This is a genomic window from Corynebacterium riegelii (assembly GCF_001263755.1).
GTDB classification, from domain to species: Bacteria; Actinomycetota; Actinomycetes; order Mycobacteriales; family Mycobacteriaceae; genus Corynebacterium; species Corynebacterium riegelii.
Genome location: NZ_CP012342.1, coordinates 989,301 through 1,013,853 on the forward strand (window position 1 = coordinate 989,301; position 24,553 = coordinate 1,013,853).

Consider the following 24,553-nt stretch of genomic DNA (forward strand, 5'->3'; position numbering starts at 1 on the left):
GAGCCGCTGCAGCGCCGCAGATCACTCGTTACACTTCACTGTTATGCGGATCACAAACCTATCTCTTGTAGCTGTCCTTACTGCAGCGCTTGCCGTGGGCTGTTCAAGCTCTGGGGATGACACCCCGCCCACCACCGAGCAAGCGCTGCCCGAAACCACAGCCTCTGCTGAGACATCAAGCAGCAGCGCAACCACGTCCGCCACGGCCACAAGCAGCACGGGCTCGGCGGACAACGACCAGAAGGACTACAAAGACCTTGCCGACGGGATGGTCGACCCGAACGATCCGACCTCGGTGTACGACGGCGTCACCATCAGCGATTTTTTCAGTGCGTTGAATTTCATCGACGGCTACCAGTCGGAAGAGATCGAAATTGACAGTGAAACCAACATAGTTACAGGTAAGTACAACCACCTCGAACTGCCAACGATCGCGCAAGTCAAGGCCTACGTGCCACGCGATAGCGGCGAGCCGCACCCACTGGAAAACGTAAACGACCCGCACATGCAGTTCTTCCTCGGACAAGTACACAGCATGATCACGGAAAGCGGGTTCACCCCGGTGGAGGAAGTGGTAAATACGCCGAACTTTGAGTGGAAGTGTGTCACCCCTGAGGACGTTCCAATGGGCGAGACGAACAACACTGCGTGCTTCACGGTGCTCGCCGGGCGAGTTATTGAAGTCCAGCACAAGGTTGTTCAGGAAGACGTTGAGATGGTTGGCCCCGCAGATAATCTGCTCGACCTGCTCGACAACAACCTCGCTCCGCTGAAGGAGCTTCAATCGGGCAACGCTTAGTTCAGGAATGCTTAATACAGGAAGGCTTCGACCACATGAAGACCACCAAACTCTCCGTTGCGGCCGTCCTTAGCGCAGCGCTTCTCGTGGGCTGTTCAAGCACCGGGGACGACGCCCCCGCGCCGACTACCACTGCTGCCGAGCAGGCAGCACCCGAAACCACGGCCACAGCTGCTGCGGACACCAGCACAAGCAGCGAAAGCACAGAAGGCACCAACGCAAAAGACTTGGCTGAAGCCTTGATCAACCCCGACGATCCGTCCACGGTCTACGACGGCGTGACAATCAGTGACCTGTTCAGCGCACTAGAGACTCTTAACGGCTACGAGACGCAAGAGCTCATCGTAGATTCCGATATCAACTCGGTCGAGGGCCAATACTTGCGCCGCGAGGACCCGACGATGGCCTCAGTTCAGGCATACATGGCGCTGAACAATGATGAGCCATACCCCTTAGCAAACGTCAACGACTCGGAAATGGAGTTCTTCTTCGACAAAGCTCGCGGCTTCACCGAGTCGCAGAATCACATGCCAGTTGAAAAGACAGTAAATACGCCGAACTTTGAGTGGAAGTGCTTCATACCTGAAGGTGTTCAGCCGGATGATGTACACCACTCCATCTGCTTCACCACGCTCGCAGGGCGCGTCATCGAAGTACACCACCTGCTCAAGGAGAAGAGGGCGAACGTGATTGGCCCCGTCGATAATCTGCTCGAACTCGTCGATGGGAACCTCGCTGCACTGAAGTAGTAGCGCGCCGGTATCGTCGGCACAATGATGTTTGGTCTTGTCGTTGTGCAGTTTGCCGTCGTAGTCGTGGGAGTCCTCCTCGCCTGGTTTATGGGGAGGTGGAAGTTGGGGTTTACGTGGGCGTCGTTAGGCTGGGGCACTCTTGCATTCCCTCTCTCCCAGGTGGCCAGGATGGCCCTGGTGGTGCCGCTGCAACTGGTGTTTAGCCGGGTGATGGACCCGGCCACCGCAGCAACGGCAACCGTTATTTTGATGGTGGCTACCTCCGGCCTGTTTGAGGAAACTACACGCTGGATCGTGCTGCGCTACTGGGCGAAAAACACCCGGTCTTGGCACGATGGTGTGGGCTTTGGCTTGGGCCACGGCGGTATCGAGGCGCTGCTGCTTTTCGCCTCTGCCCTGGCAACCAACATCATGTTGCTCACCAACGGTGAAATGCTGCGCATGCAGGTTGCTCAGACTGGCGACGCCACCGCCATCGACGCCTTCGACCAACAAATGGATGCCCTGCAGAACATGGGTCTCGGCCTGCTCGCCGCGGGATGGTACGAACGCGTGCTGGCGATTACTGCGCATGTGGTGTTCACGCTCATTGTGCTGCGCGCGGTGCGTGAGCGCCGCTGGCAGCTGTGGCTTCTGGCCGTGACGGCGCACATTGTGTTTAATGCCGTTACTGTCATCAGCGCACCCTACGGCCTAGGTGTCATGTACGCCCTGCTCACCGCTTTTACTGCCGTGGGCTTGTGGGCCGTCATGGCAGGTCCGCTAAAGAAGGAGGCCCTTGCGTGAGTGCGCCCACACAGACACTTATCCGGCGAACCGCCGGCTGGCCCGCAGTCCTCCTGACTGGCGTAGCAACATTCGCCGCAGGCTTAGTCGCCTTTGCCAACACCGGCAGGTGGGGCGTGGCCATTGCAGCGCTCTACGTAGCCTGGACGGTGTGGATCTTGCGGCAGAAAATAGTGCTCAATCTTGATACCGATGCGTTGACGGTACGCTTACACAACCGGTCAAGGCGAATCCCCTACGCCGACATTGTGGAGGTAGCACCCGCACCGCGTGTGCCGCTGACCATGTTCATGGGAGTGGCACTACTTGCCGGGCAGCCATGGCGGGTTGATGACGCTGACGCGTTCACCCTCGGCGGGCCCGTTATCCGCATTCACACGCGCACCTCGGATGATTGCGTGGTGGCGGTCAGTGATGTGGATCAGGCCATACGCCTGATCCAGGCCAGAACCTAGCTAGAACCTAGCTAGAACTCAGCCGGAATAACTACCCAGCCAATCAGGTACGCCAACAGGCCCGGCAGCACGCCGGCCAGGGCGAGCACGACAAATACGATGCGCACTAAGGTCGGGTCGACGTTGAAGTAGTTGGCAATACCGCCGCAGACGCCAGCGAGCATCTTGTCCGTCATGGAACGGGTCAGACGGCGCTGCGGCTGGTTGTTGGAAAACTGCGGGTACGGAGACGACATTGCGTATTCCTTTCAGTTACGTGGGGAAGTTCCCACTTCCCCATTAAAGGCGCGTTTGCCCGCGAGGACAACGACTAGCTGTTGCGGTAGGAGGTCTCCGGCAGCGGAAGGTCCACTAAGGCCTGCAGAAACTGCTCCACAGCTTCGCGGTCAACTTCCCTAGTTGGATCAAACACAGCCTGGCGTACATAGTTCACGTGGCCTGGCACTGCTGCTTCCAGACGCTCCACGCCCTCATCGGTCAACGAGACCAGCACGCCTCGGGCGTCGCCTGGGCTGCGCTTCTTCTCCACCAAGCCCCGCTTAGCCATGCGGGTTACCTGGTGAGAGGTGCGCGAGCGGTCCCACCCCAAATTTTCACAGAGTTGTCGGAGGCGAAGCTGCATTTCTGGCGCCTCAGACAGGGCGACGAGCACGGAATACTCGGGTGCAGACAGGCCCGACTTTGCCTGCAACGTCTCATCCATGCCACGCGCAATCTTGTTGGACGCAGTGAGCATGAGACGCCAAAGGCGTTGCTCGTCTTCGTTCAACCATTGAGTTTCTGCAGGCATATCGGAAAGCTTACTTTATATATGTAGGCAATTAGGAATTTGCTGGGAAAGTGGGTGCTGTGTCACATATTAATTGGTGACGCGTCACCAAACGTGTACGGTGGGGCCAGCCAGAGCAAAAACAACGAAAGGAATCACACAATGACTGCATTGACTGGAACCTGGAATCTAGACACCACCCACTCCACCATCGGCTTCGTGGTACGCCACGCGATGGTGTCCAAGGTGCGTGGCACGTTTAATGATTTCAACTCCACCATCACCGTTGCGGAGAACATCGCAGACTCCAAGGCAACGGCCACCATCCAGGCTGCTTCTGCGGATACCCGCAACGCTGACCGCGATGCGCACCTGCGCACCGAGGACTTCTTTAACACCGACGCATACCCGGAGATCACCTTCACCTCCACCGAGGTCAACGTAGATGCTTCCGGCAACGGCACCCTGACCGGTGACCTGACCATTAAGGACACCACCAAGCCGGTTACCCTCAACGTTGAAACCTTCGGCGTGGAAGAAGCACCGACGGGCGAGACCCGCTGGGGCTTTGAGGCAAACACCACGATTGACCGCACCGAGTTCGGCATCGACTTCAACGCACCGATGAACTCCGGTGGCGTGCTCCTGTCCAAGGAGATCAAGGTGGAGATCGAAGGCTCCGCAGTCAAGGCTGACTAAGTCTTCTTACCCCTGCTGGGTCTTGAGTTCTTCCATGGCGTATCTGCGTACCGCACCAACCCTGTCAAAGCGTTGCGGGGAGCAGGTCAACACAAACACTTGAGCCTTCTGCCCTACTCGGTCAAACAGCAGGTTCATGCGGGTAAGGCGTTCGGGGTCGGTGGCGCCTAAAGCGTCGTCCACAATCACCGGCACCGGCGCAGTATCGCCAGTTGCCGTGACTAGGTCCGCGATAGCAAAACGGGTCAGCAGCGCCAACTGTTCCTTCGTACCGCCAGAGAGTTCACTGAGCGCCACGGTGGTGCCGTCCACGGTGCGATCCACAATGTCTAGTGCGTCGCCGAAGTTGAAGTCCACGCTAGGCCCAAACAGCACGCGGGCGTGACTGCGTAGTGCATCATTAAACGGCGCGGTGTAGCGAGCACGAGCAGTATCGCGGTGCGCAACCATCGTGTTGCGCAGCAGGCGGGCCGCCTCCGCACGTCGGGTTGTTCGCGCGAGTTCCGATGTCGCTGCCTCGAGTTTCGCCTCAGCCAGGTCCGCACGCTGGGCGGTACCGGCGGCAAGTTCAATGTAGCTGTGCAGCTCCGCAATACGCTTATCCGCCGACTGCATACGTTCCTGCAGGCTAGTAGCACGGTTTTTCGCACCTGCAAGCAGCAGCGTGGCCGTGTCCGGGTCAGCGTCTGCAAGCTGAGCAGCTAAGGACTCGTGCGTGGCGTTTGCCTCCACAACCGCTGCGCGTGCAGTCTCCAGCGCGATCGTGAGCGAGTCTTGGGTAGTAGCAGTTTCTGCAGCATCCAGGTTCGCTTGAGCATCTGCACACTCAGACTGTTTCGCTTCCAACCTGGTGGTCAGCACCGTCAACGCTTCGGCAGCCTTACGGTCCGCAAATGGCTTCGCGGCGGCTTCTGCGGTTTCCGCGTCCTGCTCCGCCTTGGCAAGCTCCGCATCTGCCGCATCCACAGCCTCTTGCGCCTGTGCCTCGCTGAAATCTGCCGGTGTATCCAGCTCCTGCTCCAGCTCTTCCACCGTCGCCTCAAGCGCCGTCTGGGCTGAGCGCAACGCAGCAATGTCGCTGCCTGCCAGCACATCATCAAGACGTTGCTTTGCCCCAGCCAGCGCTGACGCATGGGAGGCATGCGCATCGCGAGCATCGCGCGCCTCCTTCAGTGTTTCGCAGCCGACAGCCTCCAAAAGCTCTTCGAGCTCACGTTTCGCCTCATCTGCTGCTTCGCGCGGGTCGCGCTGCCCCTGTGCTGCACGGTAGACCACGGTGACGTCCCCAAACTGCAGCTCTGAGCCGTCGAACACGCCGACAGAGGTCGTGCCGTCAACGGCCAACTCCTCGCCGTCTACAACCACCGTGGCACCAGTTGCGGTGATGTCCAACTTCGCAGCGGAGGCCTCAAGGAGGCGCTGCTGCACTGCAACTTCGGCCTCTGCCTCTTCGATGGCGCGGATATCCGCATCCGTCACAGTCCGGCGAGGCGACGCTTCCAAAAGCTCGGTGTAAGTCTTCTCCGCCTCGGCAATACGCAGCAAACGCTCGTTACCAGCCGCAAGCTCTGTACGGGCACGCACCAGGTCACACACTCGCGCCGCGCGCTTCGTTGCCACACGCGCATCACTCACCCGTTTCTTCGCCACCTCCCGCTGCGCCACCAGCTCTTCCAAACGCGCACCTTCGGTCTCTGCCGCCTCACGAGCCGGCTCAAGCTGCGCCGCTAAACTTTCAGCCTCTGCGCGCAGCGCAGTCACGCGCTCCTGCAGTGCCTCGCGTTGCTGCACGTCGCCTTCCGCACGAGTCAGCGTGACCGTTGCCTGCCGCAGCGTCTCTGCTGCCGCTTCAACCCGCTCCCCCAGCTCACGCGCCTGCCTTGCTTCTGCTTCGCGCGTTTCAACCTCTTCCTCGGCCGCGGGCAGCTCAGCCTTTGCCTGCGCAATCTCCTCTTGCTTGCGCGCAACCTCCTCCACATACCGGGACAGTTGCGCTTCCTGGTCGCGCAAGCGCGTGTGCTCCTCCGCTGCCTCATCTGCCGCAGTCTTTTTCGCGGTAAACGCGGCCTTCGGTTTACCTCGTGCATCCCAGTAGCGTGCGTATTCCTCCTCCACCGCGGCCATCAGCGCGGTGTCTTCAACGCCAGCGGCCTGAGTACCGGACTCCTCTTCCAACGCCGCGGTAATAGAGGCGATCCCTGCCGCCTGCAGGCCTGGGTCCAGTTCCCCCTGGCGCAGAAACAGCGTCTCGGCCAGCTCGCGGTCCAAGTGCTGGTCAAGCAAGTGTTCAAGCTGATCGTCTGCCTCACGGCCCGAAAAGTTCTTGTGCGCCGGTACTGTGATGCGCAGCTCAGACATCGGGGACTTCATCCACCGCTTATGCACGGTAAACGTGGTGTCACCCACCGTTGCTGTCAGTTGCACCTCGGGGCCCACATCCCTACCCGCAGGTGCTACAGCTTTGACCTCTTTCCTCTTAGAGCCGTGGCGTTGGTTGAGTACCAAGTCAATCGCGTCCAAGATGGTCGACTTACCCGCCTCATTCTCACCGTGGATGACAATGACGCCGCGCTCAGGAAGCTCATCAAGGCGCAAGTGTTCAACAGCGCGGAAGTTGGTCAGTTCCAGTGCGTGGATCTGCATGGCTACTTGGCCTCCTCAGAAAGACGAAACAGCAGGTTTAAGGCATCGCGCACCACCGGGTCACTCGCCTCACCCGGAAGAGACGGCGCGCTCGCTGCCGCAGCAAGCTCTGCCATAGCCTCGCGCGCATAGCCGCTCAGGGGCAGGTTGGCCAGTTCTTCGTCGCTCGGCTGCAGGTACAGCCCCATGTATCGCTGGTGTTCATAGAGTGCGGCAAAGGCGTGGGAGAGTTTTGTAATCCCTCGTTCAAGGCGTGCGGTGTCTTCCAAACCCAAGGTGCCGGTGATGGAGTATCGGATTACGGTGCGGTCTTTGTGGGGGTAGGCGCGAAGCTGATCCAGGATGAGATCTACATCCTCAGGACCTGCGACTTCCCAGGCGAGCTCTTCAAACGTCCACTCGCCTACTGGCACGCTTTCCACCTGCACGGTGGATTCCATCCCGCGTTTTTCCACGGTGACCACCAATGCGTTGCCGGAGTCCGTCTCTCCGCCGGCAACACCTTCGCGGCGGTCGTGGAAGTCTGTCGTTTCCGGCGAACCGGAGTACCACACCCTCCCAGAGCTGGACAGGTCTTGCGTGGAGTGGGTATCGCCCAACGCAACGTAATCAATCACGCCTTCAGACGCAGCGTTATCCAGCCCCGCAACGCTAATTAGCGAAGGGTTGTCTTGGTCACCGAAGCCTTCTACCGCGCCGTGTCCTACCAAGACCCTGATGTTCTCGGAGGGGGCAAGCGGTGCGATTGCCCGGGCACACAGGTCCTCGGAAGCGTGCTTGGTAGTCAGCGGCGCACCGACAATTTCTACGCCTTCGCGCACCTCAACTGGGTCGAAGTCACGCAGCACGTGCACACCGTCGATCTCAGCAACGCCCTCGCGGCGGGTGAAAATGGAATCCGCAACCAACGGATCGTGGTTGCCCGGCAAAAGATACACCGGCACCGGTAGCGCACGCAGTACCTCAAGTGCGCGCTCGTGCGTCCTCGGCTCAAGCGTGTTGTGTTCAAACACATCCCCTGCCACCACGATAAATTCGGCACCCTTGTCACGCGCTAGCTCGCCGAGTTTGGCTACGGCTTCTAAACGTGCGGCGTCGAAACGCGACTGCGCATCAGGCGGGAGGAACTTGCGCGTCATGCCAAGTTGGAAGTCAGAGGTGTGGATAAACGTCAGGGTCGCGGTCACGGGTTTCATGCCTTTAAGCAATAGCACGCCACGGCCACACACTCCCGCGCAATACCGAACATTGCTTCGAACTAGTGGTCTTCTTCCACCAATGCGTCATACAGATTCTCAATATCCGCTACTGCATTGAGCAGGTCAATGTTGGTAAAAGACACTGATTCCAACGCGCGACGCAACAGATCCGTGTCCGAATCATCCACCATCGGGGCAATCTTCGGGGTCGGCAAATCCGGCAGTTCATGGCCGGTCCAGAAAAACTCCGAGCCTTCCGCAGCGTTCGCCCGAGCGGTCCCCTCGGCGCCTTCGCGTATAGACGCCTCGACGTCCTCCACACTCAACCCACGCAGGGCGAAAAGGAGCGTCGGGTCAGCGTCGAAACGCTTGGCAGCTACCTCAGTCACCGCAACGATGTGCTTGCATAACGGGGCGGGATCCGGGCAATCGCAGAAGAAACGTGCATCATCCCCGTCTGCAAACAGCAGGGTGTCTACAACCTGGTCCGGAAACGCCCCGCGCTTGGCCCGAGCGACTGCACCGCCTCCCCCGCCAAGCTGCTGCATCGCATCTACCAAGTCTTCTTCCGAGCGTCGCGCCAGGATAAAACCCGCAAAAAACGGCTCTGGCTGTGAGCCGTGCACTTCCGCCTCAACGGTATTAACGCGCACGTTGAAACCAGTCACACGCCCCTCAGCCGCGTACTCACGGCCGCGCTTTGCACGCCCCTGGTCTGTGCGTTGCGCTACCGCCTCACGCAAGCGGCCCGACGCCGGTGAGTAGCTCACCGACGGATGCGACACACTCTGCACAGGCCCTTCCCCAACCCCGTTCCGGATGCGCTGCGCAGTCTCCCGGATCCGCTCCCGAAGCTCCCGCGGCGACGGAGGAACCAGCGGCCCGACCGTCTCCTCCGCGGAGGAGACGCGACGTTTTGCGCCAAAGTTGGCGTAGATGACGTTGTCTTCGTGCGGACGGTTCGTGTTAGTCATTGCGCCCCCTGTAGCTCATCAGCTGCGCCAAGTCTTCCGAGTTCAGCTCAGTAATCCAGCCTTCGCCTTCACCAACCACAGCACCCGCCAGGTGCATCTTGCCGTCCAACACTTCCTGAATGCGCTCCTCCATGGTGCCGCGGGTGATCATCTTGTACACGGTCACGTCCCGCTGCTGGCCGATACGAAACGCACGGTCCGTCGCCTGGTTCTCCACGGCGGGGTTCCACCAGCGGTCCATGTGCACCACGATAGAGGCCGCCGTCAGGTTCAGCCCCGTGCCGCCCGCCTTCAGGCTCAGCAGCATCGCCTGCGGGCCATCGGGGGCCTGGAAGCGCTCCACCATTGCGTCGCGGCCAGATTTACCCACACCACCGTGCAAAAACGGGATGTCCTCGCCGAGCCGCTCACTCAAATACGGCTTCAAAATATCGCCGAAGGCCTTGTACTGGGTAAAGATCAACACCCTTTGGCCGGAGTCGGCGGCCTGATCCAGGATCTCAACCAACTTTTCCACCTTGCCGGAGCGGTGGCGGCCTTTGAGGGTGACGCTTGAGCCGTCGCCAAGAAAATGCGCCGGGTGGTTACAAATCTGCTTGATCTTTGTGATGGTGGACAGCACCAGCCCCCTGCGCGCCATGCCCTCGCGGCTTCCCAGCTCACGCTGCATTTCCTCCGTCAGCGCGGTGTACAGCGCCGCCTGCTCCGCGGTCATGTCCACGGTGATGATGTGCTCGGCTTTATCCGGAAGGTCATCAATAATCGCCGGATCCGTCTTCAGCCTGCGCAGGATAAACGGTGCGGTCAGGCGCTGCAGGCGCTCGCTCATTTCCTGGCTCAGCTCATCATCACCACGCTCAATCGCCTTAGCAAAGTGATTGCGGAAAAACGCCTGCGAGCCCAGCATCCCCGGGTTCACAAAATCCAGCAGGCTTCGCAGCTCACTCAGCTTGTTCTCCACCGGTGTGCCCGTCAGCGCGATGCGCTGACGCGCCGGGAGCCTTCTCACGCTTTTCGACGCCCTCGTGCCCGCATTCTTAATCGCCTGCGCCTCATCCAACACCACGTGATCCCACTTGACCTCAGACAGGGCCGCCCCGTCACGCGTGGCAATGCCGTAGGAGGTAATCACCAAATCGGCTTCGCGCGCGGCCTCGATCAGCGCATCGTCTTTCTTCCTGCCCGCACCGTGGTGGACCAGTACTTTCATGTGCGGCACGAAACGTGCGGCTTCACGCGCCCAGTTGCCCACCACAGAGGTTGGCGCGACCACAATCGTCGGCCCGAGATCACTGTGACCGTCCTTCGCCGCGGCGTCCTGCTCCACAGCAAGCAGCGTCAACAGCTGCAGCGTTTTGCCCAGACCCATGTCATCTGCCAACACAGCGCCCAAGTTGTTGCGGGACATGAAATACAGCCAGTCCACGCCGCGGCGCTGGTAATCACGCAATGAGGCCTGCACGGTTTCGGGAATGTCCACCCGCTCAGGCGCAGGACGGTCCGTGCCGCCCATCAGCGAGTTGAACCAACCCGCACCTGTGATCTCCACCGGCAGCTGCATCGAGGCATCCGCGGCAGATTCAAGCGCCAGCTGGCGAAGCTCCGCAGCCGTGACCTGGCCAGAGGCAGCCTCTGCCATGGCGGCTTCGTACTCTTCGCGCAGCGCTTGGGCCTCTGCCTCCAGCTCCGCGGCGTCTGCATGACCAAGCTTCGCGTGAAGGCTGGCCAAGCCTTCCGCGGCATCCAGGCGCTTCTTCAGGTCCGGCAGCGAGGAATCGTGCAGCTGCTGGATGTAGCGCTCAGTCTTCGCCAGGCCGGTTTTGTCGGCCAGCACCCATTCGTCTCTAAGCTTGACCAGCCCTGACTTGGAGCGAACCAGCTCACGCATCTCAGCATCGGTCAACTCAACGTCACCGATGGAAACCTTCCAGTCATAGGTCAAGAGCGTGTCAAAGCCCAGGTGGCGAACTGTGGAGGCGTCATACGGATCAATATCCCGCGTGACATGCAGCTTCGCCTTCGCCTCCATCGTGGTCCACGCCTTCGGCAGCATCACGGCAAAGTTGTGGCCGCGAAGCTTCGCGGCTTCCGTGCGCACGAAACGGGCAATGTCCTCGGTTGTCAGGTAGAGGTCCCAGTCGCCCTCATCAGACTCCGGCGGCAGGTAATGCGGGCGCGGGTGGCGCCCCGGATTCGCCAAATCCGTGACTTGGCTTGCGCGCTGGAGCTCACTGCGCAGCCGCTGAGCGGTCTGTGCGTCATACTCGTGCAGCAGCACCGGGCGGGGTGAGTCCGTGCCGGAACGCACCTGCACCCGCACCGGCCACACCGGCGGCACAGCATCTGCCTCAGCTTCACCGATGTAATCAAGATCCTCATCCAGCTCAATCGGATCATCTGCAATAAACACCAGCTGCAGGTTCACCGCGGTAATAGAGCCGTTCCAATCGCCCACCCGGCGCGCCAAGATGGCACTTCCGCGGCGCAGTGGCTCGCCGTTGAGCAGTGAGTTAATGAAGTCGTGGCGCCCGTACGGGTGGTCGTGCTGCCGAATGTTTGAGTTCTGAAGCCGGTACGTAGCAATCCAGTGCGTCAGCGTGCGCGCCATGTCTTCACCCAGCATCTGGTTGTTGGCTACCAGCACACCGGGTGCTGCGGCGGTCATGGCGGCCAGCCAGCCGCGCTCCTGCACACCCGTGCCAAGCTGCCATTCGGCGTACCACAGCCTGTCACGCTGCGGGACGTGGATGCTCACTCGCCCGGCGCGCACGAACCTGTGTAGGCCTTGGTACATGCGGATCAGCCATTTGAGGTCTGGCGCGATCGCGTCGTTCTTCAGCGCCTGGGCCTCAGCAAGCCCAGCCAACAAGCGCACGGTGTTTTCCGGGCCAAGCGCCGCAGTTGGTGCAAGCAGCTCAACTTGGCGGCCTTTCGGTGTTTGCAGGCGGATGCGGTGGCGGTGGCGGAACGTGTTGTTTCCTGCAACAAGGTGCACCACGTCCGGGAACGTGCCCGCCTCAACTTTATCCAGTGTGACAATCCGGTGTCCCTCTACCTGCTCAACCCATAGGTTGAGCCCAGACCCTGGCACCCAGAGACCGTGGAGAAGGAATTTTGGCATACCCACTTTTATAACACCCACCCCCTACAACGCCCATTACATCACGCTCTGCAGTACTGTCTTTGCACATGACTGACAACTTCTGGCTGGTTCTTGCCATCGTTTTGTACTTCGGGGTCATGGTAGCCATTGGCTTCTATTCTTGGCTACAGACAAAGAAGTATGACGACTATGTGCTGGCGGACCGCGGCTTAAGCCCGTTTGTTGCGGGGCTTTCCGCTGGCGCCTCCGATATGTCCGGCTGGTTGTTGATGGGTCTTCCCGGCGCGCTGTTTGTCTCCGGTATGAGTGAGCTGTGGATTGCTATCGGCCTGTTGCTGGGTTCCTGGTGCAACTGGAAGTGGGTCGCACCGAAGCTGCGCAACTACACGGAAGTGGCCAATAACTCGATCACCTTGCCCAGCTTCTTTGAAAACCGCACCCATGATTCTTCGCGTGCGCTGCGTTTCGCCGCTGCCGTGATCATCATCTTCTTCTTTACGTTCTACGTCTCCTCCGGCATGGTTTCAGGTGGCCGCTACTACGAGTCCACCTTTGGCGGGGATTACACCACCGGCATGCTGATCGTTGGCTCTATTACGGTGCTCTACACCTTCATCGGCGGCTTTTTGGCGGTGAGCTACACGGATGTGGTCCAGGGTGCGCTGATGTTCCTGGCGCTTATGATCGTGCCTATTTTGGCACTGTTTGCGGTGGATAATCCTGCCGATATCTTCTCCTACGCCACGTCCAACTCGTACGGCCCGTGGCCGGAGGGCAACCCGCAGTATTTCAACATGATCGCGGGTGTGTCTGCTGCCACCATCATTGGCAACCTCGCATGGGGCTTGGGTTACTTTGGCCAGCCGCACATTGTTACCCGTTTCATGGCGTTGCGTTCCGCCTCTGAGGCCAAGGCTGGCCGCCGCACTGGCATTATCTGGGTGACCATCTGCTTCGCTGGCGCTGTGTTCACCGCGCTGGTGTCCACCGTGTACTTCGGCACTACCTCTGCGACGGTGACGGACCAGAACGGTTTTGAAACGATCTTCCTTGATCTGGCTCGTTTGCTGTTCCACCCGCTGGTTGCTGGCATTATCCTGACGGCGGTGTTGGCTGCGATTATGTCCACGATGTCTTCGCAGCTGCTGATCACGTCGTCGGCGCTTATTGAGGACTTGTATCGCATCTTCAAAAAGGAACCCAGCCAGACCACGCTTCTGGTCCTTTCACGCCTGATGGTTGTGTTGGTTGCCGTGGTGGCCATGCTGTTGGCCCTCAACCCGTCTGACACCATCTTGGGTCTGGTCGGCTTCGCTTGGGCTGGCTTCGGCGCGGCGTTCGGCCCGGTTGTGTTGGCGTCGCTCTACTGGCGTCGCCTCACCGCCCCGGGTGCGTTGGCTGGCATGATTGTCGGCGCGGTCACCGTGTTCGTGTGGGGTACCTACTTCGGCGACATCATCTATGAGATCGTCCCGGGCGTGGCCTTTGCCACCATTGCCATGGTTGCGGTTTCCCTGGCCACCACGCCGAAGCCGGGGGTTGAGGAAGAATTCGACCGCGTCACCGGGAACCAGGAGGCACTTCCCGCAGTCTAAAGAGGTATGAAGCTTTTTCTTCGAATCCTCATTGTTTGCACCCTTGCTCTAGCCCCGTTCCCAACGGGGTTTTTGCTTATCGACGCCCCGTTATCTCCCCGCACCACCACCCTCAATTACAACCGCCAACAGGCTTTCGGTGCGAGCTGGGCCACCGCCCCCGGCTCCGGGGGTGCGTGCACCAGCCGCGACGTTGCCCTTGCTACTGCCTGGGACCAACCCTGTGACGTTGCCTATCTCCAGTGGGATGTTGCTCCCATCCGGGATCCCTATACCGGTGCTGCGATCCTTCCCGCCGATGTTGAACTTGATCACCTCTTCCCGCTAGCCGCTGCGTGGGACATGGGTGCTGCCACGTGGCCTGCGGAAAAACGCCTTGCGTTTGCGAATGATCCGCTGAACCTTGTCGTGACCTCTCGAAGCGCCAACCAATCCAAGTCCGACAAGCTGCCTGGAGAGTGGATGCCACCCGCCTGGCGCTCGCGCTGCCCGTACGCCCAGCAGCTTTCTGCTGTGGCTTCCACCTACGGTTTGGCGTTGTCCCACGAGGACCGCAAGGCTATGCGACGCGCCTGCTCCGGCGCCCGAGGGGTACTTTCTGCCCGTTCCCTGTAAGGTATTTGCCCATGAATACTCTCTTTGTCTTCCTGCACGTCGCCGCGGCGATCGTGCTTCTTGGCCCGGTTGTCGTCGCCACCTCGATGTTCCCGGCTGAAGCTGCCCGCGCGAAGGCTGGCGGCGAAGAGGCCACCGGTCGCGCCTCCGTTCTTCACAAGATTTCGCGGAACTACGGCATGCTTTCTGCGCTGGTGCCGCTGCTCGGTGGTGTGGTCATGGCGTTTGATTGGAACACCTACAGCACCAACTACTGGCTCCACACCGCGATCGTGCTTTCCGTCATCGCTTGGGCGCTGCTGTTTTTCATGGTGATTCCGCACCAGCGCAAGATGATGGGTTCCCTGGGCGCTCTCGACCCGGCTGATGCTGATCCGTCTGATGTCACCGGTGACTTTGAAAAGTGCAAGGCAAAGGCGTCTGCCGGTGCCGGCATTTTCAACCTGATGTGGATCCTGGTCCTGGTTCTGATGTTCCTGCCCGCAGACCTGTTCTAGCGCTTCGCTGTTCTTGCGCTTCGCGCTTTACGCCGACTGGCCAGCTTCACCGCTGCGCCTTCCGGCGTTTTCTTTTGCCTTGAGGAGCCCCTCCAGCCACCGGGTCAGAAACCAGGCCTCTAACTTCGGCGAGGACCATCAGTCGAGGAATTCCAGCGCCGCCGCCACCAACGCTTCTGCCCCGGTGCGCAGCGTCGGCTGCATTTGCGGCGCAAAGTGTGGACTATGGTTGGGCACGCTCACGCCCGCTTCTGCACCGCCGAGCACCCAGTAGCAGTAGGGCGCGCCGAACGCGTCGGCGATCACGGAGAAGTCTTCCGACGCCGTCAGCGGTTCACTTTCCAGCACGCGCTCACTGCCAAACGCATTGCGAAACGCACGCGCCACCCTGTCGGTGACCGCGTCGTCGTTCTTGGTCAGCGGGTAGCTCTGGTAGCAGGTGATGTCTGGCATTTTCTTGCCGCCGGACGCATGCGTCTCCGCCACAGCAATGCGTTCAATGGCCTGCAGAATCTGCTCTCGAACCTGGTCGCTGTAGGCGCGGACGTTGAGCTGCAGCGCGCAGCTTTCCGGAATCACGTTGGGTTTCAACCCGCCCGAGATCACGCCCACCGTGACAACACCAAACTCGTTGGGATTTACCTCCCTGGCCACAATGCCCTGCATACGCGTAACGGCGGCCGAGGCCATCAGGATCGGATCCACACTTAAGTGCGGCATGGAACCGTGGGAGCCAACGCCGTAGAACGTGATCTCCACATTGGTAGCAGTGGACATAAACGCACCTGGGCGCAGCGCAACACTGCCGGTCGGCGTATCGCCGCAGATAACGTGCTGGCTAAACACCACATCAGGCGGGGTGATCTTGGATGTCAAGCCATCAGCAACCATAGAAGCCGCGCCCTCAGCGGTCTCTTCGCCGGGCTGGAACAGCAAGTGCACAGTGCCGCTCCGCTCCTGCCCCGACCCACTCAGAAGCCGCCCGGCAGTCAGCAGCGACGCAGTATGAAGGTCGTGCCCACACGCATGCATGACCGGAACCTTCTGCCCGTCTGCGTCGAGCACTTCGTTTGTCGACGCATACGGTAACCCCGTCTCTTCCCTCACCGGCAACGCGTCAAAATCCGCACGCATCAGCACAGTCGGGCCTTCACCGCGTTCGATGGTGCCGACTACCCCGCCACCGATTTCGTTCGGCTCAATGCCCATCGCCTCAAGCTCTTCGCAGATCCGACGACGCGTTCTCACTTCCTGCATACTCAGTTCAGGATGTTGGTGAAGGTCTTTATACACGGCCTCCGACCAGTCCTGGATGGAATCAATTGTGAGAGTCTGTTCAGCCATGACCCCATAAAAGCACAAACCCCGCCCTGCCTAACTGGTCAAACCAATCAGCAGGGCGGGTTACACGCTTAAGCGCTGGGCACAAGCGCTAGGCACAATCGCTAAGCACAAGCGCTAGTCGCGGTCGCGGCCTCCGCGGAAGCCACCACGGCCACCACGATCATCACGGTCACGGTCCCAACCACCACGACCACCGCGGCGATCATCACGATCAAAACGGTCACGGTCACGGCGACCACCGCGATCACGGCGGTCATCACGATCACGATCCCAGCCGCCACGGTTACGGTCGCGGCCATAGCCACGGCCACCGCGGTCATCACGGTCACGGTCCCAGCCGCCACGGCCACGACCACCGTAACCACCACGGTCACGCGGCGGCGCACCGTGGTCACGCTGGATGTTGATCAGCTGGCCGGAGATACGCGTATCCGTCAGACGGTCAAGCACGGCGTTGTCTAGGTTCTTCGGCAGCTCCACCAGGGTGAAGTCACCACCAATGGTGATGCGGCCAAAGTCCTTGGAGCTCAAGCCACCCTCGTTTGCCAGGGCGCCAACGATGGCACCTGGGCGCACGTGCTGGCGCTTGCCCACGTCAAGACGGTAGGTGTCAAAGTTCTCGCTGTCGTTGGCAAAGCGACCACGTCCACCGCGGCGATCATCACGATCGAAGCGGTCACGGTCACGGCGACCGCCACGATCACGGCGATCATCGCGGTCAAAACGATCACGGTCACGGCGATCGCGCTTGTCGCGCGGCGGCTCCTTCATCAAGAACTCATCGCCAGCCTGCGCCTGGGTAGCCAGGGCTGCAGCGATGTCATCCATCGGGATGTTGTTCGCTGCGGAGTACTCACGGACCATGGTCTTGAACACCTGCAGGTCAGAAGCCTCCAGCGACTCCGTGATGGAGTCCATGAACTTGGTCTTGCGGCTCTCGTTGACCTCATCCACCGTCGGCAAATCCATCTCTTCGATGGTTGCGTTGGTCACGCGCTCAATGGAGCGCAGCATGCGGCGCTCGCGCGGGGTGACAAACAGGATTGCCTCACCGGTACGTCCCGCGCGGCCGGTGCGGCCGATGCGGTGGACGTAAGACTCAGTGTCGTTCGGGATGTCGTAGTTGAGCACGTGCGAGATGCGCTCCACATCCAGGCCACGGGCGGCAACGTCGGTGGCCACGAGGATGTCCAAGCGACCGTCGCGAAGCTGATCAACTGTGCGCTCACGCTGCTGCTGAGGAATGTCGCCGTTGATGGCTGCGGCGGAGAAACCGCGGGCGCGCAGTTTCTCGGCCAGCTCCTCGGTTTCGTTCTTGGTGCGAACGAACACGATCATCGCCTCAAACTCGGTCACCTCCAGGATGCGGGTGATCGCGTCAAGCTTGTTGCGGTGCGCGGTGAACAGGTAGCGCTGGGTGATGTTGGTGTTGGTGCGGGTTTCGCTCTTGACCGTCACCTCTACCGGATCGTCCAGGTACTGCTTGGAGATGCGGCGGATCGCGCCCGGCATCGTCGCGGAAAACAGTGCAACCTGCTTGCTGTCCGGGGTGTCTTCCAGGATGCGCTCAACGTCTTCCTGGAAGCCCATGTTCAGCATCTCATCGGCCTCATCCAGCACCAGGAAGCGCAGGTTGGAAATGTCCAGCGACCCCTTCTCCAGGTGGTCGATCACACGGCCCGGGGTACCCACGATCACCTGGGCGCCACGACGCAGACCGGACAGCTGAATGCCGTAGGCCTGGCCGCCGTAGATCGGCAGAATCTGGATGCCGCCAAGGTGGTCGGCGAAAGATTGGAAGGAGTCCGACACCTGCAGTGCCAGCTCACGCGTCGGCGCAAGCACCAGTGCCTGCGGGTGGCGCTGCTTCGGGTCAATCTGGCTCAGCACCGGCAGCGCGAACGCTGCGGTCTTACCGGTACCCGTCTGCGCGAGGCCGACAACGTCGCGGCCTTCCATCAGGTGTGGAATAGTCTGCGCCTGGATTGGAGAGGGCTGCTCGAAGCCAACGCGCTTAACCGCGTCCACAACGTCTTCCGGCAGGCCCAAGTTTTCAAACCCGTTCTCCGGCTTTTCAGTCTCAGTCTCTTCAGAAGCCTCTTCGGCTTCAGGCTCTTGCACAAGTTCGTGGGCCTCAACCCCGACTACGTCTGCAAGGCTCAAAATCTGCTCAGTCTCATTAGTTTCGGCATTGGCTGCGGTCTCCGCAGCGCCGGTATCCTCAGAAACTCCCGCATCCCTGGTGTCCTCACGTGCAGCATCGGCTGCGACATCCTGCGGGTTTTCCTGATTTTCCGACATGTTTACATCCGGCTCATTCTCGCCGCCGGTGGCGTTTTCGGAAATGCTCATTGCTTGCATACCTTAACTCACGGACGCGTTACTCTGCTATTTGTGAAACGTTGTACCGTCCCCCTGCTCGCTGCCACCCTTCTGCTCGCTGGGTGCGTGCCCAGTGCCCTGCGTAACGACGCCGCGTCGACTCCCCCTCCCACCTTCGTCCCCATCGAAGACGTTCAGGCGCCGGACGAAGAGATAACCGCAGCTCAAGAGGATGACGGGTACGTAGATGTTGACCCGGAGCTGTTTGCTAACGGGTATGGCGCTGTGGTGGGTGGCAACTCTGGTGTTGCCGGCTGCTTTGTCAAAGACGAATCGTTGGACCCGGACTACCCGGGCCAGTTACTCACGTCGTGTCAGGTGATGTTTCGCTATCCCCTGCCCGAGATGCAGTTCAACGGCGGGTGGCCAGATGCAACGTATTCAAACGTGTTTGACTTTGACTATGACTTGGGCGAGTTCCAGGCTGGTCACTCCCCCGGCTCGCAGGGATTCGCTTCCCCACCACCGGGGCTTGAACCTGGCCAGCGCGTAACCATTTATGGCACCACGTTTACGCACCTGCACAACGGTGGTTTTCGTGTGGAGCGTGACGGCCAGGGCGTGGAGGTGCACAACTCCGTGACCCAGTTTGATGATGACCCAGAAGATCGCATCGCCCAATCCAAAGAACCCGTGGATGTTGGCACGCAGTGCGGGGTGTTGCACGCGCCGTCTGGGGATGCTTTAGCAGTCATAGCCGTGGAAGACGGCACCAACTGCGACACGGCCATGGATGTGATGGAGGGCTACCGCAAGGCGTTGCACTTTGGTGAGACTGAAGGCCAGGCAGCGTTGTGGACTTCCCCTGAGGGTTGGGGGTGTACCGGCCGCTACTTCTACGAGGGCGAGGAGTACATCGGTGCAAACGGCAAACTCAGCTGCGGTGACAGCAGCCCGAGTGGTGAGCCAGCCTCACTGGGCAGTGGCGAAGTTGTGGCTGTGCCGTTTGATGAGATCCACCGGCTGCCGTAACGGCACATCACTGCACGTGAGTGCCGTAGCATCGCAGCCATGAAGTCTCACGTTTCCCGGCGCGCTCTTGCCACGCTTGCCTGCGCCACCCTTACGGTCCTTAGCGCCACCGCCTGCACCGGCGCAGACTCCACCGACCAGGCGCAACAAAACGAGCTGGCTGAGCCAACGCTGAGCGCGGCACCGGCCGAAACCGAAGCAACTGAGCAGCCGGAAGAAACAACCGAGTCCGCCCCAGCGCTGACCGAGCGCAACCCGGAAGACTTCGTGGTTGATGGTGCATACAAGCACATGTACGCGATTGTTTTCGGTGACACGTTTAACCGCTGCGTGGTCAAGCCGGCGGAGTACTTTGGTTGCAACGCCGAGTTCACAGGCACGTTGCCGCCGAATGAAACTGACGTGGAGCTCAACGAGGGGCCGGCGGACTACATTTCCTTCCGCGACGGCGTGGGTTTTGAAACCACCAAGGTGTTGGGCACGGATGGTCCGACACACTACGAAGCACTCAACCCGAATGAGCGGGTCACGCTTGGTGAGTACACGTTTACTATCAACGCCGACGGCACCGTCCGCGGCGAGCGCGACGGCCACTGGTTCGAACTTACTTCTTCTGGCCAGTATTCCTCGCCGCGTTTCACGCCTTGAGAAATCCTCACAGCCACCTCACGTCTTGCTGTGAACAGCCAAGGGTTAACCTTGGCACATGACCACGGCGCCGCAACGCTCCCCAGGCCGGGGACTCACTCACCGACATATTCACTTCATCGCACTTGGTAGTGCGATTGGCACGGGCCTGTTTTACGGCTCTGCTGGCGCGATCCAGGCGGCCGGCCCGTCCGTGCTGTTGGTGTATCTGCTTGGCGGCGCGGTGGTGTATTTCATGCTGCGAGCACTCGGTGAGATGAGCGTGCGCCACCCGGTGCGCGGCTCGTTTGCCGTGTACTGCCGTGAGCACCTGGGCGGTTTGGGCGGCTACATCACGGGGTGGATGTTCGCCTTCGAGATGATGATTGTGTGTCTGGCGGATCTGACCGCCATCGGCATTTATATGAAGTTCTGGTTCCCGGATACACCCGCTTGGGTGTGGATTACGGTCACACTGCTCATCATCGGCGCGGCAAACCTGGCCAGTGTGCGCTGGTTCGGCGAGCTGGAGTTCGCTTTTACCCTGATCAAGGTTGCCGCCGTGGTGGCCATGATCGCGGGCGGCGCGGCCATCCTCGCTTTCGGTCTTGGTGAGAACCCCGCGATTACGGGCGTGGACAACCTCTGGAATGACGGCGGGTTTATGCCCAACGGCCCGCAGGGCATGATTGCAGCGTTTATCCTCGTGCTCTTCGCCTTCGGTGGCACGGAAATCATCGGTGTTGCTGGCACTGAGGCCGATGATCCGGACCGGTCCATTCCCAAGGCCGTCAACACGGTGCCTGCGCGTATTTTGCTCTTCTACGTGCTGGCCATCCTGATCATTTTGATGCTGAATCCGTGGCGCACCATCACGGGTGAAGAGTCCCCGTTTGTGCAGATCTTTGACACCCTCGGCGTCACCTGGGCGGCTGGTCTTCTCAACTTGGTGGTTGTCACCGCTGCGCTTTCTGCGATTAACGCGGACTTGTTTGGCACCGGCCGCGTGCTCACCGGCCTGGCTAAGGAGGGCCTCGCCCCGCGCGCAATGGCAAAGACGGTGCGCGACATCCCGGTGATGACCACCGTTTCCCTGTTGATCGTGCTTGTCATCGCCGTGGTGCTCAATAACATGTTCCCCAACGTGTTTGAAACCATCGCAGCCCTAGCCACCTTCGCCACTGTCTTTGTGTGGCTGATGATCCTGTTGGCGCAGGTTGCGTCCAGGCGCCACATGACACCCACCCAAGTCGAATCGCTAAGATTCCCCGTGCCGTTCTGGCCCTACGGGCAGTACTTCTCAATCGCGTTTATCCTGTTCACCTTCGGCATTATGGTGTGGTTGCCGCAGTACCACCTGGCACTTGGTGTGGGTGTGGCGTTTCTGGGCATTATGTCGTTGTTGTATTTCGCAACTGGGCGTCCACAAGCAATGCTCTCACTGCCTCCTGAAGCCAAATAGGGCCTAGACTAGGGAGCATGACTGCAACGAATGCATCACTTCCAGAAAATGTCACTCCCGGCAACAAGATTGTGCTCATTGGCGCAGGTGCTGTTGGTATCGCGTACGCCTACGCGGTGCTCAACCAGGGCTTGACTGACCACCTGGCAATCATTGATCTTGATCAGGACTTAACCTGGGCGCAGGTTGAGGACCTGGCTCACTCCGTGCCGTTTAGCGGCAACAACATCAAGGTCACCGTTGGCACCTACGAAGACTGCGAGGATGCCGCGCTCATTGTGAACTGTGCTGGCGTAGCGCAGCGCGAGGGCGAAACCCGCCTGGACCTGGTGGCCCGCAACGTGAAGATCTTTGAGTCCATCAACAAGTCCATCATGGACAACGGCTTCAACGGCATCTACCTGGTGGCTACCAACCCGGTGGATGTGCTGACCTACGTCACGTGGAAGCAGACCGGTTTACCGTCGAATCAGGTCATTGGTTCCGGCACGGTGCTGGATACGGCTCGCTGGCGCCACAACCTGGGCAAGTTCTTCGACCTGGCGCCGAGTGCGGTACACAACTACATCATTGGTGAGCACGGCGATTCGGAGCTTCCGGTAATTTCCACCGGCACGGTTGCTGGTGTCCCGCTGCACGCGATGTTGGAGAAGGAAGCGGCGACCAACCCGGGTATCTACGACGAGATTGATGAGATGTTTGTCAAGACCCGCGACGCGGCCTACGACATCATCAAGCGCAAGGGCAACACCTCTTTCGGCATTGGTTCTGCGCTGGCTCGTATCACCCGCGCTATCTTGCGTAATGAGGACGTCGCCCTTCCGGTTTCCGCCCTGCTACAAGGTGAGTACGCGCAGCGCGACATCTACATTGGCACCCCGACCATCCTGAACCGCGACGGTGTGCGCAATGTGGTGGAGCTTCGCCTCTCTGAAGACGAGTTTGCCAAGTTCGACGCCTCCGCCAAGACGCTGCGCGAGGTTGTCGAGTCCACCGGGTTGACCGACTAAGGGGCTTTTGCTTATCGACGCCACGTTGCCGCTCTACACTGCCCCCATGCGCATTACAACGCCGCTAGCAATCCTGGCGGAGCGCAACCCTGAGGACTTCAACAACCCAGAACAGTTCTCAGATAATCCGATGGCTCAGTCTCAAACCGTGTGGTTTGAGGAGGGCGGCAACGCGTGCGCGATGTACACGGCGATTTTCCCTGCTTTGTCCACACCGCGGCTGGTTACGGCTTCGTTGTCGTGGATTTCTCTTTAGACACGCTGCTGCAAAACACGGCCGTACTGGCGCCGGGCGAAAAAGTGTCTTTCGGCGAGTTCGATTTGTTCCACTTTGCAGACGGCACGATTCGCGTCGAGAGACCAGACAACCTGCGTGTAGCCAACCCAAAGTATGCGGATGCACGCTACTGGCTGGAGCTTGCCCCGAACGGCCAGTATTCCTCCCACCGTTTTGACCCGGCCAATCCCCCATCCCCGATCACTGATCCGGCCGCACATTTCGCGCCTTACGTTGAGCCTGGGATGACCTACTGCAACTACTTCCGAGCCAAGAGCGGCACGTATGTGGTTTCTGCGTCTGCCCCAGACGGTTGTCACCCCGCCCCTTCCCTTATCCAGAGCTTCGTCTACGAAGACCATGAGGAAACCGCGACCTACGTCGGCCGACCAGACACCTGGTACTGCCTCAACGGCGAGCACGGCATTGTCTGCAACCATGGCACACGAGACCACGTCGCGGGACAGTTCGTACCGGATGAGCAGTAGCTACGACCCAAATTAGAACATACATTTGCGCCATAGAATGATGTGTGGACTTCCTAGGCTAGATTGATTTAAGGTTCATAGCATCAGAAACTGGAGGACAAATGGAGCAACGGTTCACCTCGCTAGAGATCTGCGCCGGCGCTGGAGGTCAGGCACTTGGCTTGGAGCGCGCAGGCTTTACCCACCAAGCGATGGTTGAAATCGATGACTGGGCTGTAAAAACCCTCCACGCCAATCGTGAGCAATTGGGCGGCGATACCGTGGAGATTCTCCATGAAGACGTTCATGATTTGGACGGCACGAAGTGGCGCGGTCAGATTGATCTATTCGCTGGCGGAGTCCCTTGCCCTCCATTTTCCATCGCAGGTAAACAACTCGGTTCGGATGACGAACGCGACCTGTTTCCCCAAGCGTTGCGCCTGATTGACGAGATCCAACCGAATGCAGTGATGCTGGAGAACGTTAAAGGCTTGTCTCAGAAGCGGTTCGACAACTACCGAACACAGATCATCGACCAGTTAGATGACCTTGGATACACCACCTTTTGGGATCTTTTCCAGGCCGCGGATTTTGGTGTGCCCCAGCTGCGCCCACGTTTCATCCTTGTCGCTTTGCGCAATGAACTCGCCCACCACTTCCGTTGGCCAGAGCCTTTAGATCACCGCGTGAGCGTTGGCGAGGCATTAGGCGAGATGATGGGTGCAGCAGGTTGGCCGGGTGCTGCAGATTGGGCGAAGCAGGCCACTTCTGTCGCCCCAACACTCGTAGGCGGCTCCAAGAAGCATGGCGGACCAGATGTCGGCCCCACCCGCGCCCGTGAAGCCTGGAAACTGATGGGGGTCCGAGGGTCCTCTATCGCCGACGAAGCGCCAGGTCCAGATTTCCCTGTCGGCGACCCAGACAACATGCCACGCCTGACGGTCCCAATGGGCGGAGTACTACAGGGGTTCCCACACGATTGGCAATGGCAAGGAGGCAAAACGGCGCAATGGAGGCAAGTTGGCAACGCTTTCCCGCCACCAGTTGCAGAAGCAATCGGCCAATCAATACGTGCTGCGCTCAGCGAAGGGTTGGCAGCTGCACCACAGATTCGGGTCTCGTAGGT

General features: G+C 60.0%; 23 protein-coding genes. 15 read left to right on the plus strand and 8 right to left on the minus strand.

Annotated elements, in window-relative coordinates; all coding sequences use genetic code 11:
• Positions 1–43 precede the first annotated feature (43 nt).
• From AK829_RS04765 to AK829_RS04780, 4 genes are read left to right on the plus strand one after another with little or no spacing between them, the layout of a single operon-like run.
• Positions 44–799, plus strand: a complete 756-nt coding sequence (locus tag AK829_RS04765) for a hypothetical protein (protein WP_052204725.1) — start codon at positions 44–46, stop codon at positions 797–799.
• 35 nt (positions 800–834) lie between these two features.
• Positions 835–1,548, plus strand: coding sequence for a hypothetical protein (locus AK829_RS04770; RefSeq protein WP_052204728.1), 714 nt, complete (start codon positions 835–837; stop codon positions 1,546–1,548).
• A gap of 24 nt (positions 1,549–1,572) precedes the next feature.
• A complete protein-coding gene (locus tag AK829_RS04775) occupies positions 1,573–2,337 on the plus strand; it encodes a YhfC family glutamic-type intramembrane protease (protein WP_083439750.1) in 765 nt (254 codons plus the stop codon).
• Positions 2,334–2,792: a hypothetical protein gene (locus AK829_RS04780; RefSeq protein WP_052204731.1), complete on the plus strand. Its 459-nt coding sequence runs from the start codon at positions 2,334–2,336 to the stop codon at positions 2,790–2,792. Before AK829_RS04775 ends, AK829_RS04780 begins: the two co-directional genes overlap by 4 nt.
• 11 nt (positions 2,793–2,803) lie before the next feature.
• Here the strand turns inward: AK829_RS04780 and AK829_RS04785 are convergent, their stop codons facing one another.
• Together AK829_RS04785 and AK829_RS04790 are read right to left on the minus strand one after the other, a co-directional pair.
• Entirely contained in the window at positions 2,804–3,028 is a 225-nt protein-coding gene (locus AK829_RS04785) for a PspC domain-containing protein (RefSeq protein ID WP_052204733.1), read from the minus strand.
• Positions 3,029–3,102: 74 nt separating this feature from the next.
• Positions 3,103–3,582 carry a MarR family winged helix-turn-helix transcriptional regulator gene (locus AK829_RS04790; RefSeq protein WP_052204735.1) on the minus strand — a complete coding sequence of 160 codons (480 nt, stop codon included), beginning with the start codon at positions 3,580–3,582 and terminating at the stop codon, positions 3,103–3,105.
• Positions 3,583–3,723: 141 nt separating this feature from the next.
• On the opposite strand from AK829_RS04790, the gene AK829_RS04795 reads away from it, so the two are divergent.
• Positions 3,724–4,260, plus strand: coding sequence for a YceI family protein (locus AK829_RS04795; protein WP_052204737.1), 537 nt, complete (start codon positions 3,724–3,726; stop codon positions 4,258–4,260).
• A gap of 6 nt (positions 4,261–4,266) precedes the next feature.
• Here AK829_RS04795 and AK829_RS04800 read toward each other — a convergent pair whose 3' ends face one another.
• The 4 genes from AK829_RS04800 to AK829_RS04815 all read right to left on the minus strand — a co-directional run bounded on the left by AK829_RS04800 (position 4,267) and on the right by AK829_RS04815 (position 12,197).
• Entirely contained in the window at positions 4,267–6,903 is a 2,637-nt protein-coding gene (locus AK829_RS04800) for an AAA family ATPase (RefSeq protein ID WP_052204738.1), read from the minus strand.
• A gap of 2 nt (positions 6,904–6,905) precedes the next feature.
• Positions 6,906–8,099, minus strand: a complete 1,194-nt coding sequence (locus tag AK829_RS04805) for a metallophosphoesterase family protein (RefSeq protein WP_052206387.1) — start codon at positions 8,097–8,099, stop codon at positions 6,906–6,908.
• A 62-nt stretch (positions 8,100–8,161) separates the two neighbouring features.
• Positions 8,162–9,076 carry an SWIM zinc finger family protein gene (locus AK829_RS04810; RefSeq protein WP_052204739.1) on the minus strand — a complete coding sequence of 305 codons (915 nt, stop codon included), beginning with the start codon at positions 9,074–9,076 and terminating at the stop codon, positions 8,162–8,164.
• A complete protein-coding gene (locus AK829_RS04815) occupies positions 9,069–12,197 on the minus strand; it encodes a DEAD/DEAH box helicase (RefSeq protein ID WP_052204742.1) in 3,129 nt (1,042 codons plus the stop codon). Before AK829_RS04815 ends, AK829_RS04810 begins: the two co-directional genes overlap by 8 nt.
• Before the next feature lie 68 nt (positions 12,198–12,265).
• Here AK829_RS04815 and putP point away from each other — a divergent pair, with 68 nt between their 5' ends.
• The 3 genes from putP to AK829_RS04830 are packed head-to-tail and all read left to right on the plus strand — an operon-like array spanning position 12,266 to position 14,886.
• Positions 12,266–13,774, plus strand: a complete 1,509-nt coding sequence (putP, locus tag AK829_RS04820) for a sodium/proline symporter PutP (RefSeq protein WP_052204743.1) — start codon at positions 12,266–12,268, stop codon at positions 13,772–13,774.
• Between the two features lie 6 nt (positions 13,775–13,780).
• Positions 13,781–14,389 carry an HNH endonuclease family protein gene (locus AK829_RS04825; protein WP_052204745.1) on the plus strand — a complete coding sequence of 203 codons (609 nt, stop codon included), beginning with the start codon at positions 13,781–13,783 and terminating at the stop codon, positions 14,387–14,389.
• Positions 14,390–14,400: 11 nt separating this feature from the next.
• Positions 14,401–14,886: a hypothetical protein gene (locus AK829_RS04830; RefSeq protein ID WP_052204746.1), complete on the plus strand. Its 486-nt coding sequence runs from the start codon at positions 14,401–14,403 to the stop codon at positions 14,884–14,886.
• Between the two features lie 138 nt (positions 14,887–15,024).
• Here AK829_RS04830 and AK829_RS04835 read toward each other — a convergent pair whose 3' ends face one another.
• Both AK829_RS04835 and AK829_RS04840 read right to left on the minus strand, forming a co-directional pair.
• On the minus strand, positions 15,025–16,230 hold the full coding sequence (locus AK829_RS04835; RefSeq protein WP_052204748.1) for an amidohydrolase: 1,206 nt from the start codon (positions 16,228–16,230) through the stop codon (positions 15,025–15,027).
• A 114-nt stretch (positions 16,231–16,344) separates the two neighbouring features.
• Positions 16,345–18,582: a DEAD/DEAH box helicase gene (locus tag AK829_RS04840; RefSeq protein ID WP_052204749.1), complete on the minus strand. Its 2,238-nt coding sequence runs from the start codon at positions 18,580–18,582 to the stop codon at positions 16,345–16,347.
• A gap of 42 nt (positions 18,583–18,624) precedes the next feature.
• On the opposite strand from AK829_RS04840, the gene AK829_RS04845 reads away from it, so the two are divergent.
• The 7 genes from AK829_RS04845 (at position 18,625) to AK829_RS04875 (ending at position 24,551) form a co-directional block, all read left to right on the plus strand.
• The gene (locus AK829_RS04845) at positions 18,625–19,584 is read left to right on the plus strand and encodes a hypothetical protein (protein WP_157045289.1); all 960 of its coding nucleotides are present in this window, start codon (positions 18,625–18,627) and stop codon (positions 19,582–19,584) included.
• Between the two features lie 39 nt (positions 19,585–19,623).
• A complete protein-coding gene (locus AK829_RS04850) occupies positions 19,624–20,232 on the plus strand; it encodes a hypothetical protein (protein WP_052204753.1) in 609 nt (202 codons plus the stop codon).
• 58 nt (positions 20,233–20,290) lie between these two features.
• Positions 20,291–21,673, plus strand: a complete 1,383-nt coding sequence (locus tag AK829_RS04855) for an amino acid permease (protein WP_052204754.1) — start codon at positions 20,291–20,293, stop codon at positions 21,671–21,673.
• Positions 21,674–21,690: 17 nt separating this feature from the next.
• The gene (locus AK829_RS04860; protein ID WP_052204756.1) at positions 21,691–22,683 is read left to right on the plus strand and encodes an L-lactate dehydrogenase; all 993 of its coding nucleotides are present in this window, start codon (positions 21,691–21,693) and stop codon (positions 22,681–22,683) included.
• 46 nt (positions 22,684–22,729) lie between these two features.
• Entirely contained in the window at positions 22,730–22,939 is a 210-nt protein-coding gene (locus AK829_RS04865; protein ID WP_157045290.1) for a hypothetical protein, read from the plus strand.
• On the plus strand, positions 22,924–23,448 hold the full coding sequence (locus AK829_RS04870; RefSeq protein WP_052204759.1) for a hypothetical protein: 525 nt from the start codon (positions 22,924–22,926) through the stop codon (positions 23,446–23,448). Before AK829_RS04865 ends, AK829_RS04870 begins: the two co-directional genes overlap by 16 nt.
• A 101-nt stretch (positions 23,449–23,549) precedes the next feature.
• The gene (locus tag AK829_RS04875) at positions 23,550–24,551 is read left to right on the plus strand and encodes a DNA cytosine methyltransferase (protein WP_052204761.1); all 1,002 of its coding nucleotides are present in this window, start codon (positions 23,550–23,552) and stop codon (positions 24,549–24,551) included.
• Positions 24,552–24,553: the final 2 nt, after the last annotated feature.

What these genes read in the sequence shown, in the direction of transcription:
- AK829_RS04785 (WP_052204733.1), bottom strand. Translation starts at nt 3,028, where the DNA reads ATGTCGTCTCCGTACCCGCAGTTTTCCAACAACCAGCCGCAGCGCCGT.
- AK829_RS04765 (WP_052204725.1), top strand. Translation starts at nt 44, where the DNA reads ATGCGGATCACAAACCTATCTCTTGTAGCTGTCCTTACTGCAGCGCTT.
- AK829_RS04815 (WP_052204742.1), bottom strand. Translation starts at nt 12,197, where the DNA reads ATGCCAAAATTCCTTCTCCACGGTCTCTGGGTGCCAGGGTCTGGGCTC.
- AK829_RS04830 (WP_052204746.1), top strand. Translation starts at nt 14,401, where the DNA reads ATGAATACTCTCTTTGTCTTCCTGCACGTCGCCGCGGCGATCGTGCTT.
- AK829_RS04840 (WP_052204749.1), bottom strand. Translation starts at nt 18,582, where the DNA reads ATGAGCATTTCCGAAAACGCCACCGGCGGCGAGAATGAGCCGGATGTA.
- AK829_RS04770 (WP_052204728.1), top strand. Translation starts at nt 835, where the DNA reads ATGAAGACCACCAAACTCTCCGTTGCGGCCGTCCTTAGCGCAGCGCTT.
- AK829_RS04875 (WP_052204761.1), top strand. Translation starts at nt 23,550, where the DNA reads ATGGAGCAACGGTTCACCTCGCTAGAGATCTGCGCCGGCGCTGGAGGT.
- AK829_RS04805 (WP_052206387.1), bottom strand. Translation starts at nt 8,099, where the DNA reads ATGAAACCCGTGACCGCGACCCTGACGTTTATCCACACCTCTGACTTC.
- AK829_RS04800 (WP_052204738.1), bottom strand. Translation starts at nt 6,903, where the DNA reads ATGCAGATCCACGCACTGGAACTGACCAACTTCCGCGCTGTTGAACAC.
- AK829_RS04835 (WP_052204748.1), bottom strand. Translation starts at nt 16,230, where the DNA reads ATGGCTGAACAGACTCTCACAATTGATTCCATCCAGGACTGGTCGGAG.
- AK829_RS04775 (WP_083439750.1), top strand. Translation starts at nt 1,573, where the DNA reads ATGATGTTTGGTCTTGTCGTTGTGCAGTTTGCCGTCGTAGTCGTGGGA.
- AK829_RS04850 (WP_052204753.1), top strand. Translation starts at nt 19,624, where the DNA reads ATGAAGTCTCACGTTTCCCGGCGCGCTCTTGCCACGCTTGCCTGCGCC.
- AK829_RS04865 (WP_157045290.1), top strand. Translation starts at nt 22,730, where the DNA reads ATGCGCATTACAACGCCGCTAGCAATCCTGGCGGAGCGCAACCCTGAG.
- AK829_RS04860 (WP_052204756.1), top strand. Translation starts at nt 21,691, where the DNA reads ATGACTGCAACGAATGCATCACTTCCAGAAAATGTCACTCCCGGCAAC.
- AK829_RS04795 (WP_052204737.1), top strand. Translation starts at nt 3,724, where the DNA reads ATGACTGCATTGACTGGAACCTGGAATCTAGACACCACCCACTCCACC.
- AK829_RS04810 (WP_052204739.1), bottom strand. Translation starts at nt 9,076, where the DNA reads ATGACTAACACGAACCGTCCGCACGAAGACAACGTCATCTACGCCAAC.
- putP (WP_052204743.1), top strand. Translation starts at nt 12,266, where the DNA reads ATGACTGACAACTTCTGGCTGGTTCTTGCCATCGTTTTGTACTTCGGG.
- AK829_RS04790 (WP_052204735.1), bottom strand. Translation starts at nt 3,582, where the DNA reads ATGCCTGCAGAAACTCAATGGTTGAACGAAGACGAGCAACGCCTTTGG.
- AK829_RS04825 (WP_052204745.1), top strand. Translation starts at nt 13,781, where the DNA reads ATGAAGCTTTTTCTTCGAATCCTCATTGTTTGCACCCTTGCTCTAGCC.
- AK829_RS04855 (WP_052204754.1), top strand. Translation starts at nt 20,291, where the DNA reads ATGACCACGGCGCCGCAACGCTCCCCAGGCCGGGGACTCACTCACCGA.